Source organism: Mesorhizobium sp. M7A.F.Ca.CA.003.01.2.1 (assembly GCF_003998945.1).
Taxonomy (GTDB): domain Bacteria; phylum Pseudomonadota; class Alphaproteobacteria; order Rhizobiales; family Rhizobiaceae; genus Mesorhizobium; species Mesorhizobium ciceri.
In genome coordinates, this window is record NZ_RZRA01000059.1 from 1 (window position 1) to 10,666 (window position 10,666).

A 10,666-nucleotide genomic window follows, 5' to 3' on the forward strand; every position below is an offset into this window, starting at 1 on the left:
CGGCGCCGGCGTGCTGATCATCGACGACCTGACCGACACCGGCAAGACGGCGGGCATCGTGCGCGCGATGATGCCCAGGGCGCATTTCGCCACCGTCTATGCCAAGCCGAAAGGCAGGCCGCTGGTCGATACTTTCGTCACCGAAGTCAGCCAGGACACCTGGATCTATTTCCCGTGGGATATGGGCTTCACCTACCAGAAGCCGATCGCCGACGACCACGCCGGCTGATTCGCAACTACCCTGTTACAGACCAGCAGCTTGCACCGGGGATGGATTTGCTTTCGCAAACACGTCCGGCAGAGCCGGATATTTCGCGAAATCGACGTCTATTGGCGGAAATTGGCCAGGCGAATGAAATTTTTTACTTTTATTGCCGACAATTAGCCGTAAGATTCGTGAGACGGCAAACGATTCCGGAGGCTGGGGCTAGCTTCTTCGATGTTGACGAGGCCAACGACACACAATCATCTGGCCGAAAGGGTCCGACGGCTCTTCGGCACCGCGCCGTGCCGCCTGCAGGTTGCCGCCCTGCCCTGGCGCGACACGGGAGACGGCGTCGAAATCATGCTGATCACCAGCCGCGATACCGGCCGTTGGGTTTTGCCCAAGGGTTGGCCAGAGGCCAGGGAGCCGCTCTGCGAGGCCGCGGCGCGCGAAGCCGGCGAGGAGGCCGGGCTGCGCGGCCGTGTCTCTCATCTTGAAGCCGGCCGTTACTTCTACGCCAAGGCGCTGGCTTCCGGCGAAGAAGTCCCGTGCGAGGTCCTGGTGTTTCCGCTGCATGTCGACAAAGTCGCGGACCGCTGGAAGGAAAAACGCTCACGCACCCGCAAATGGGTCCGTGCAAGCGAAGCGGTGCGCATGGTCAACGAACCCGACCTTTGCCAGATCATCGCCTATTTCTGCGCCGACCCGCACAGCTTCTCCTGACGGGCGGCCACACCGCGCTCTTTGCAAAACGGGACTTGCTTGCAAAGGCTGGACACGCGTTGCCGCCATCGACATGAATGCTTTGCTAAGGAATCAAAGGTAGGATTCGGCAGCTCTGGTATTTTTTGATCGATGGCGAGCCCCGAAAATCCAATTCCAAACGAGTCCGACGAGCCTGAGCGCGAGCATCGTCCGCGCGTGCTCAAGGGCGGGTCGATCATCACCGGAATTTCGAATTCGGAAGTCGGCTGCACGCTGCGCAATCAACACGAAGGCGGAGCCGAACTGAAGATACCGCTGGAAGCCCGGGTTCCCGATCGCTTCCTTCTCTATGTGCCGCTCGACGGCATTGCCTATCGGTGTGAGGTCCGCTGGCGTCGCAATGACCGTATCGGGGTGCAGTTCACCGGCACCGAGCCAAAACCCAGGCTGCACTACGGCTGATCCATTCAGGCACGACGCTTTGGATCGTTGCCGCGTCCGGATTGCCTGGTGGCGACAAAATTGCGATCGCCGCACCGCATTCTATCCCCGTTATCCACATATGTGACACACAAGATGTTGGGGTCACAAAAGCTACGCAAACGAATCCTTGACGGCGCAAAACGAGTCGCCTTTTATAGGCCATGCGCTCCTGTTGAGAGTGCGACCGGAAAGTTCTGAGCCCGGTCTTTTTCCCGGATTATGTGCGTTTTGCTCGCATTTCCGCCTGGTTACGAGGCCGGCGGAAGCGTTGGAATTGTGGGGCGGTTGGGGTCGATAGGGACAATTGTCGGGCTTGAATAAATTGTCTGTTAATACTATATTTAGTGTTTGCAGGTAGGTTCGACGCTAGATAGTGTGAATTTCCCTCGACCGAGGGAATCGGAAAAAAATCAGTTTTGAGGGACCCGTGGGTTCGTCGGCGCGTTGGACAGGCACTTCGCAAGGAGTTTGACCAGCAGGGCCGGCGGAGGCTGCGAAATGGAGAGCCGGCCGTTTTCGAACGCCGGCAGACGGCGGACATGCGCGTTTCGCATCGGGGGCAGAAATCCCTGGGGAAAAGCGCTACATATAGACAAAAGGGACCGGACCAATGCGCATCGAGCGTCGTTTCACCAAGCCAGGACAGTCCGCCTATGCGGAGATCGAATTCCGCAAGGCGCTTTCGGAGATCAAGAATCCGGATGGCTCGGTGGTGTTCCGCTTGGACAATATCGACGTGCCGGCGCAGTTCTCCCAGGTCGCAGCCGATATCCTGGCACAGAAATATTTCCGCAAGGCCGGTGTTCCGGCACGCCTGAAGAAGATCGAAGAGAACGACGTCCCCTCCTTCCTGTGGCGCTCCGTCGACGATGAGGCGGAACTCGCCAAGCTGCCGGAAGCCGAGCGCTACGGTTCCGAGATCGACGCCCGCCAGGTCTTCGACCGCCTTGCCGGCACCTGGACCTATTGGGGCTGGAAGGGCGGCTACTTCAAGGCGTCGGAAGAAGACGCACGCGCCTTCCGTGACGAGCTTGCCCACATGCTGGCCACCCAGCGCGTCGCGCCGAACTCGCCGCAATGGTTCAACACCGGCCTGCACTGGGCCTATGGCATCGACGGCCCGAGCCAGGGCCACTTCTATGTCGACCCGTTCACCGGCAAGCTGACCAAGTCGAAATCCTCCTACGAGCATCCGCAGCCGCATGCCTGCTTCATCCAGGGCGTACAGGACGACCTCGTCAACGAGGGTGGCATCATGGATTTGTGGGTGCGTGAAGCGCGCCTGTTCAAATACGGCTCCGGCACCGGCTCCAACTTCTCGCTGCTGCGCGGCGAAGGCGAAAAACTGTCCGGTGGCGGCCGCTCGTCGGGCCTGATGAGCTTCCTCAAGATCGGCGACCGCGCGGCGGGCGCCATCAAGTCGGGCGGCACGACGCGCCGCGCCGCCAAAATGGTCATCGTCGACGCCGACCATCCCGATATCGAGGAATTCATCGACTGGAAGGTCAATGAAGAGCAGAAGGTCGCCTCGCTGGTGACCGGCTCGAAGATCGTCAAGAAGCATCTCGAAGCGATCATGAAGGCCTGCGTCAACTGCGAAGGCAATGGCGACGACTGCTTCGATCCGTCGATCAACTCCGCGCTGAAGCGCGAGATTAAGGCGGCCAAGAAGTCGGCCGTGCCGGAGAACTACATCTACCGCGTCATCCAGTTCGCCAAGCAGGGCTATAGCTCGATGTCGTTCAAGACCTACGACACAGACTGGGATTCGGACGCCTACCTCACGGTTTCGGGCCAGAATTCCAACAATTCGGTGTCGCTGAAGGATAATTTCCTGCGCGCCGTCGAGGACGATGCCGACTGGCACCTGACCGCCCGCAAGGACGGCAAGGTACTGAAGACGCTGAAGGCCAGGGATCTCTGGGAAAAGATCGGTTACGCCGCCTGGGCGTCGGCCGATCCGGGCCTGCATTTCAACACGACGATGAACGACTGGCACACCTGCGCTTCCGCCGGTGCGATCCGGGCGTCCAACCCGTGCTCCGAATACATGTTCCTCGACGACACGGCCTGCAATCTCGCCTCGATCAATCTGCTGCCCTACCGCAACGCCGACGGCACGATCGACATCGCAGCCTACGAGCACACGGTGCGGCTGTGGACCATCGTGCTCGAAATCTCCGTCATGATGGCGCAGTTCCCGTCGAAGGAGATCGCCAAGCAGTCCTACGAATACCGCACGCTCGGCCTCGGCTATGCCAATATCGGCGGCCTGCTGATGACGTCGGGCATTCCCTACGACTCCGACGAAGGCCGCGCGATCTGCGCCGCACTCACCGCGATCATGACCGGCATGGCCTATGCCACCTCGGCCGAGATGGCCGGCGAACTCGGCGCCTTCGCCGACTACGACCGCAATGCCCAGAACATGCTGCGCGTCATGCGCAACCATCGCCGTGCCGCCTATGGCGAGAAGCAGGGCTACGAGAAGCTCGCCGTCAACCCGGTGCCGCTCGTCGCTTCCGACCTGAAGCAGCAGGACCTTGCGACCCACGCCAAGGCCGCCTGGGACCGCGCCATCGAGCTCGGCGAGGAGCATGGCTACCGCAACGCGCAGGCGACCGTCATCGCGCCGACCGGCACGATCGGCCTGGTCATGGATTGCGACACCACCGGCATCGAGCCCGACTTCGCGCTGGTGAAGTTCAAGAAGCTGGCCGGCGGCGGCTATTTCAAGATCATCAATCGCGCCGTGCCGGAAGCGCTGCGCACGCTCGGCTATTCCGAAGCCCAGATCGCCGAGATGGAGGCCTATGCGGTCGGCCACGGCAACCTCAACCAGGCGCCGGCCATCAACCCCGGCGCGCTCAAGGCCAAGGGCTTCACCGACGAGAAGATCGCGGCGCTCAACGCAGCCTTGAAGTCGGCCTTCGACATCAAGTTTGTCTTCAACCAGTGGACGCTCGGCGCCGACTGGGTGAAGGAGACGTTCGGCTTCACCGACGAGCAGCTCAACGACTTCTCGTTCGAGATGCTGCCGGCGCTCGGCTTCTCCCGCAAGGACATCGAGGCCGCCAACATCCATGTCTGCGGTGCGATGACGCTGGAAGACGCGCCGTTCCTCAAGGCCGAACACCTCGCCGTGTTCGATTGCGCCAGCCCGTGCGGCAAGATCGGCAAGCGCTCGCTGTCTATCAACAGCCACATCCAGATGATGGCGGCGGCACAGCCCTTCATTTCCGGCGCGATCTCCAAGACCATCAACATGCCCAACGATGCGACGGTGGAAGACGCCAAGGGCGCCTACATGCTGTCGTGGAAGCTGGCGCTGAAGGCCAACGCGCTCTACCGCGACGGCTCGAAACTGTCGCAGCCGCTCAATTCCTCGCTGCTCGCCGATGGCGAGGACGACGAGGATGAAGCCGTCGAGCAGCTGCTCGCCGCACCTGCGGCAGCACGTGCCGCACAGATCACCGAGCGGATCGTCGAGCGCATCATCGAGCGCGTGTCGCGCGAGCAGGAAAAGCTGCCCGGCCGCCGCAAGGGTTACACGCAGAAAGCCAAGATCGGTGGCAACACCATCTTCCTGCGCACCGGCGAATATGACGATGGCCGTCTCGGCGAGATCTTCATCGACATGAACAAGGAAGGCGCGACTTTGCGTGGCCTTCTCAACAACTTCGCCATCGCCATTTCGTTGGGCCTGCAATATGGCGTGCCGCTCGACGAATATGTGCACGCCTTCACCTTCACCAAGTTCGAGCCGGCCGGCATGGTGCAGGGCAATGACGCCATCAAGAGCGCGACGTCGATCCTCGACTACGTGTTCCGCGAGCTGGCGATCTCCTACCTCGGCCGCAACGATCTCGCCCATGTCGACCAGTCGGACTTTTCCAACACCGCACTTGGCCGTGGCATCAGCGAAGGCAAGACCGATGCGGTCTCCAAGGGCCTGACCCGTGGCGCCTCGCCGGTGAAGCTGGTGTCGCGCGTCAGCGGCAACGATCCGAAAGGCTTTGCGGCCCCCTCGGGCGCCCCTGCCCGCTCGGCACCGACCGCCTTCTCCGGCTCCAACGTGCTGGCGCTGAAACCCGCCAGCGACGAAGCGGTCGCCTACAAGCGCGACTATGAGGAGCGGGCAAAGGAATTGGCCGAGGACATCGCCTTCGAGGAAGCGGCGGGTGTTGCTTCCGACGCCACGGCTGCGCTGTTCACCGACGCCGCGGCCATGGAGGCGGCGGAAGCCAAGAAACTCGCCAACGACCGCCGCGCCAAATCGCTGCTCCAGGGCTACACCGGCAATTCCTGCTCCGAGTGCCAGAATTTTACCATGGTGCGGAACGGGACCTGCGAGAAGTGCGATACGTGTGGCTCGACGAGCGGGTGCAGCTGAGCTAATTCACGCGCGCTGTCTGTCTGCTGCCAACAATGCGACTCCGCTCTCAGCAGAAGAGATATGCTGAGAGCGGAGGTCTATAAAAATGCCGCCAGAGCCCAAGCAACAGCACTATATTCCGGAAACTTATTCGAAGCATTTCTTGGATGGAGACGGCTGCATCAAAGTCTACGATACGTGGGAAGATTGTAGGCTTTTCTGCACCTCTCCAAAATCGGTATTCAAAGAGAAATACCTATACTCACAACCAGTTCATGCTGAAGCGCGTTTTGACAACGCGATCGAGAGACTTTTTTCCGACACGATAGAAAGCGGCTGGGACCGAGCTGTGAACATTATCGCGGAAAAGAAACCGCTCTCACTTGATGAAATTAAACATTTCACCGAATTCCTTTTGTCCATGCGATGCCGTGTACCCAACGCGCTTAGATCTGTTATGAGCCTTTTGCGAGACTCTGTTGCTAGGATATCGGACGCAGTTTCACCTCCCGTACCCGAGGCTCTGTTGGAAATTTATCGCAAGACGACAGGAGATGTATCGAGCCAGATTAGAATGCAGGATTTGATAAACGCCGGCATAATTCAAATAAACATTGACCCGCATACCGCCCTTCTTTCGATGCCAAATATCATTCGAGGCATGCTTCCTGTAATGAATCGGTACAACGCGCCTGTTTTTATACACAACGAGACAGGCGTCGATTTTATTTCTAGCGATAACCCCGTGTGCTACTTCAAATCGGGAACACCAATAGGTAAAATAGTTCCATACAGTGTCGGAAATTTTGATGATTTTGAACTTGTCTTCCCTATAACTCCGCGCATTGCGATGTATCTGGACACCCGAAGGCAGACGGATGCAATGCATAGAGAAGTACGCAACCGCCGGGCGATAGATCGCATCAATGAGGTCGTGGCTCTTTTTGCTGATCGCTATATATTTAGCCAACGGGGAGACATCGAGACCTTAGTATCCAACTTTTTCGATAAAGGGCCAGTTCCGGACTTCGAACGCTCGATAGTTGGTAACGGCTTGGTGCAGCGAATAAGCTACAAGATCGGACAGCCCTCCGCTCTATCGAATGCGTGGGAATACCCATTCCGACGATGAGGATGCAACAGGGCGTGAGCCGCTACACTGACTATCCACCTAGGGAGTGAAGTGCGTGTGTTACGCGGTGGTGATTGAAAAGGCGGGAAATAACTTTTCCGCTTATGTGCCGAATTTACCCGGCTGCATCGCGACCGGTGCAACTGTACGCGAGGTGGAAGCCGAGATTCGCGATGCAATTCGCTTTCACATCAAGGGTTTGCGGGCCGATGGGTTGAATGTGCCGAAGGTGTTAGCTTGGCAGAGTGCGTAAAGGCATAAAGCCACGAACCAGACCGGCACTACAGGTAGATGAACTTCACACCCACGTTATTGAGCGCGGTTTCTTTTGGAAAAATTTATGACAAGCGCTATTGGTTTGACGCCTATAGACCTCCTAACAACAATTTTGGTAGTTATTACGGGCGTATACGCCTGGCTAACTTATAAGATAGCCCACTCAAATAAAATGATGGTCATAGAAATACAGAAGCAGATCGAGGTTCAAACGCGGCCTGTAATTGCTTTGAATATCGAAATTCAACACCATACTATTTTTGTTGCTCGAATCTGGAACCGAGGCTCCTCATCCGCCGAGAACCTTAAACTGACGGTCGACAGAGACTTCTATCGCTTTGGGGAAACCGTTGGAGAATCAAAAAATATTTCTGATATGTATATTTTCAAAAACACATTGGCTGCACTCGCGCCTGGCGATGGATTCTGGATCGATCTTTGTACAGGCCCTCAGGTCGGCAAGGAGATCGGCGGCAAAATAGTAACACCTGACAAATTCACAATTCAGGCATCCTATGGCTACGGGTCGCGTATCTATACCGAGAACTTCTTTGTGGATCTTCGAGCTTATTTCTATACGTCCGGAGCGAAGAGAATTCCTGAGCAACTCGAAAAGATAGCAAAATCTCTGGATGAACTGGCAAAATCAAACAGAAAGTAGTCACCTCACCGTGGAACATGTCGAGGTTGATATGGGATCATCTCCCTGTGGGACACCGGAGCCGGGAATACGGCCAGAATAGTTGTTTGCGGCCAGGATCGCTGCCCGGACCAATTTACCCCGCCTGCAACACCTCCAGCGTCTGCCCGTCAAACGAAGGCTCGTCCTGGCCTATCCGCACGAACAGCACTTTCCGCCCCCCACCCTCGGGCACCTCGAAATACTGGATGCCGTCAGGCATTTCGCCCCAGGCGCCGCAGGGCGGCTCCGGGATCTCATCGGGGCTGGCTACCGCTTTCAGCTCTTTCGCATAGGCAGCGTCCGGGCTGAATGTGTAGCGTTTGACGCCGGCGGGGACTCTGCCCCCGGCGTAAGGCGTCGAATTCAATACCTTGTTTGCATCTGGCCATGCCTTCGGCCTGCCCGGTTCAAAGCCTCTCAGCATGCCATCTCAGATGGTCGTCCATGAAGCTGGAGATGAAAAGATACGAGTGGTCGTATCCATCCTGCATCCGCAATTTTAAAGGAATACCTGCTTTGGTGCAGGCCGCCTCAAGCAGCCAAGGCCTCAGCCCGTCGTCAAGAAATCCATCCGACGTTCCCTGATCCACCAAAAATTCGGGGAAGCGGTATCCGTCGTCGATGAGCGACGTCGCGTCGCAGCTTCGCCACGAGGCCTCATCCTTGCCGAGATACTTCTCAAAAGCCGGTCTCGACCAGCCGGCGGTGCTTGGCTGGGCGATCGGGGCGAACGCCGAGCAGCTCTTGAACCGCTGCGGATTCTTCAAGGCAATCGTCAGCGCGCCATGCCCGCCCATCGAATGGCCAAAGATTGCCTGGCGTGCCATATCGGCTGGAAATTCAGCCGCGATGAGGGCCGGCAACTCCTCGGCGACATAGGAATACATACGATAGTTCTTCGCATAAGGCTCTTGCGTCGCATCGAGATAGAAGCCGGCGCCGGAGCCGAACTGCCAGTTGTCTTTTTCATCCGGAATGTCGGCCCCGCGCGGGCTGGTGTCGGGACAAACGACGATCAGGCCGAGCTCGGCGGCCATGCGCCTGTACTCGCCCTTGTCCATGACATTGGCGTGCGTACACGTCAGGCCTGAGAGATACCACACAACGGGACAAGGCGTCTCCCGCGCCTGCGGAGGTATGAAAACGGCAAAAATCATGTCGCAACGGCAACTCGTCGAGAAATGGGAATAGACGCCCTGCACGCCGCCATGGGCTTTCGTCTGAGAGATGATTTTCATGTGTTCTCCACGTTGCGGGTCGGATGACGGTCGGCCCCACCACTGCCACCCAGCGGCAAGCACTTGCGTCCTGCCATCGTATGGTTCCTGTGTCGACGGATCTCAGCGCGGAAAAAGAACATCGCCCATTCCGAGCACTGCGTTATCCCCGCCATATTTGCGCGGTGCGCTCCCCAGAAGCGGCCGTTTCAAAATGCCCTCGGCGATCAGATGACGATCGATGATGGCGGCGAAAACGCTCTCGGGCGCGCCGCATTCGACGAAGCTCGGCGACATGCGTGCCGGCGCGCGATCGAGAAGGATCGAACCGCGACGCATCAGATAGCCAGGCATCTCACCGGTGCCACCGGCCACCACCAAGGTGCCGGCGATCATGCGGCTGCCGGCATGGTCGCCGGAGCCTTTCAGCACCGCGACCAGGCCGCGCCGCATGCGGTCCGCCGCGAAGGCGCCCGCTCTGCCCCTGACGATCAACACACCGCCGTTCATGCCGGCCAGTTCCCCGACGAGCGGCGCACCGAGGTGGTCGCCGGCATTGCCTGTTATCTCAAGCCTGCCGCCGCGCATGCCGGAGCCGGCGTATGGACCCGCATTGCCTTCGATCGTGAGCTTGCCACCCCGCATGGCGCGCCCGGCCTGGGCGCCGGCATTGCCAACGAGGCGAACCGACCCACCCCGCATGCCTTGCGCCACAAGGTCAAGGCGCATGCTTCCGCCCTCGAACACGATGCTTGCCGGATCGCTGCCGGCGACGCGAAAAATGTCGCCCACCTTCGATCCGAGCTTCGACATGCCGATCTGGATTCTTTCGACGTCGCGCCTTTCGATCCCGGCCAGCCGCTCCGGCGTCAGCGGCGACAGGTCAAGGCGCTCCGGCGGCTCGGCAACCAGGGTGAAGGTCAGCGCCTTCATGGCAGCATATCCTTCAGCGAGTAGATGAATTTCCCGAGCTTGCCGCCGTAATTGCCGGCGCTGATCCGAACCGCGCCTCTTTGCGGTCCGAGCTCTATGACAGCCTTGATGCCCGCCTTCATCGCGGCGGCAACTGCATCATTGGTCTCACCATCGATGACGATTTCCAGGACGGCGTTGATGTCGGGACCGAGTTCACTCGCGACGACGCCGCGCAGTGTCGGCGCGTAGGCTTCGTTGGCCGAGGCGATCATGCCTTTGTATTTGCCACCGATCTTGGAACCCGAACGGGCAATGCCGCCCGGAAACGGCACGATGGCGCCAGGCACCATGCCGATCGCACCGACGGCGGCCTCGGCAGCGGCCAAAGCGTTGGCGCTGCTTTGCGCCATGACAAAGAAATTGCCGCCACCGACAGCTTCCTTCGTCAGTCCGGTCGTTGCTTCGCACAGGAACTCGCCATCCATGACGGGAATACGCCAGAAATGCCTGTCGCCGATCTTCTTGGAGATTTGCCAGCCGTCGCCGAAATAACGCAGTGCCGAACCGAGCTTGAGCTCGGCGCTGCCCTGCAGCCCGGCAAAGCAGGCGGAACCCGGCGAGGTCAAAACGCACTGGCCGACACGATTGAGCAGTTGTTTCTGCAATTCGTCCGTTC

The 10,666-nt window shown here is 58.9% G+C and carries 11 protein-coding genes; 7 read left to right on the forward strand and 4 right to left on the reverse strand.

Annotation, left to right across the window (positions count from 1 at the left end):
• From EN969_RS04595 to EN969_RS04625, 7 genes are all read left to right on the forward strand, one after another.
• Positions 1–229 (forward strand): phosphoribosyltransferase family protein (locus EN969_RS04595; RefSeq protein WP_348632368.1); only part of this gene is annotated, 229 nt, incomplete at its 5' end.
• A gap of 210 nt (positions 230–439) precedes the next feature.
• Positions 440–928: an NUDIX hydrolase gene (locus EN969_RS04600; RefSeq protein ID WP_013532018.1), complete on the forward strand. Its 489-nt coding sequence runs from the start codon at positions 440–442 to the stop codon at positions 926–928.
• 132 nt (positions 929–1,060) lie between these two features.
• Entirely contained in the window at positions 1,061–1,372 is a 312-nt protein-coding gene (locus EN969_RS04605) for a PilZ domain-containing protein (RefSeq protein ID WP_063167865.1), read from the forward strand.
• 631 nt (positions 1,373–2,003) lie between these two features.
• Positions 2,004–5,786, forward strand: coding sequence for a vitamin B12-dependent ribonucleotide reductase (locus EN969_RS04610; protein WP_127419002.1), 3,783 nt, complete (start codon positions 2,004–2,006; stop codon positions 5,784–5,786).
• A gap of 88 nt (positions 5,787–5,874) precedes the next feature.
• Positions 5,875–6,900 (forward strand): DUF4238 domain-containing protein, encoded by a 1,026-nt coding sequence (locus tag EN969_RS04615; protein WP_063167863.1) that lies wholly within the window; start codon positions 5,875–5,877, stop codon positions 6,898–6,900.
• A 55-nt stretch (positions 6,901–6,955) separates the two neighbouring features.
• On the forward strand, positions 6,956–7,153 hold the full coding sequence (locus EN969_RS04620) for a type II toxin-antitoxin system HicB family antitoxin (protein ID WP_164746046.1): 198 nt from the start codon (positions 6,956–6,958) through the stop codon (positions 7,151–7,153).
• 87 nt (positions 7,154–7,240) lie between these two features.
• On the forward strand, positions 7,241–7,837 hold the full coding sequence (locus EN969_RS04625) for a hypothetical protein (protein WP_063167862.1): 597 nt from the start codon (positions 7,241–7,243) through the stop codon (positions 7,835–7,837).
• 115 nt (positions 7,838–7,952) lie between these two features.
• On the opposite strand, the gene EN969_RS04630 is transcribed toward EN969_RS04625, so the two are convergent.
• From EN969_RS04630 to fhcD, 4 genes are all read right to left on the reverse strand, one after another.
• Complete coding sequence (locus EN969_RS04630; RefSeq protein ID WP_127224108.1) at positions 7,953–8,282, reverse strand: hypothetical protein; 330 nt, start codon at positions 8,280–8,282, stop codon at positions 7,953–7,955.
• Positions 8,266–9,096, reverse strand: a complete 831-nt coding sequence (gene fghA, locus EN969_RS04635; RefSeq protein ID WP_063167861.1) for an S-formylglutathione hydrolase — start codon at positions 9,094–9,096, stop codon at positions 8,266–8,268. The genes EN969_RS04630 and fghA overlap by 17 nt, the downstream gene beginning before the upstream one ends.
• Positions 9,097–9,198: 102 nt before the next feature.
• Entirely contained in the window at positions 9,199–10,008 is an 810-nt protein-coding gene (locus tag EN969_RS04640; RefSeq protein WP_063167860.1) for a formylmethanofuran dehydrogenase subunit C, read from the reverse strand.
• Positions 10,005–10,666 (reverse strand): formylmethanofuran--tetrahydromethanopterin N-formyltransferase (gene fhcD, locus EN969_RS04645; RefSeq protein WP_127419003.1); only part of this gene is annotated, 662 nt, incomplete at its 5' end. The genes fhcD and EN969_RS04640, both read right to left, overlap by 4 nt.

Coding starts and splice junctions, on each gene's coding strand:
- EN969_RS04630 (WP_127224108.1), bottom strand. CDS start 8,282: ATGCTGAGAGGCTTTGAACCGGGCAGGCCGAAGGCATGGCCAGATGCA.
- EN969_RS04640 (WP_063167860.1), bottom strand. CDS start 10,008: ATGAAGGCGCTGACCTTCACCCTGGTTGCCGAGCCGCCGGAGCGCCTT.
- EN969_RS04625 (WP_063167862.1), top strand. CDS start 7,241: ATGACAAGCGCTATTGGTTTGACGCCTATAGACCTCCTAACAACAATT.
- EN969_RS04600 (WP_013532018.1), top strand. CDS start 440: ATGTTGACGAGGCCAACGACACACAATCATCTGGCCGAAAGGGTCCGA.
- fghA (WP_063167861.1), bottom strand. CDS start 9,096: ATGAAAATCATCTCTCAGACGAAAGCCCATGGCGGCGTGCAGGGCGTC.
- EN969_RS04605 (WP_063167865.1), top strand. CDS start 1,061: ATGGCGAGCCCCGAAAATCCAATTCCAAACGAGTCCGACGAGCCTGAG.
- EN969_RS04610 (WP_127419002.1), top strand. CDS start 2,004: ATGCGCATCGAGCGTCGTTTCACCAAGCCAGGACAGTCCGCCTATGCG.
- EN969_RS04615 (WP_063167863.1), top strand. CDS start 5,875: ATGCCGCCAGAGCCCAAGCAACAGCACTATATTCCGGAAACTTATTCG.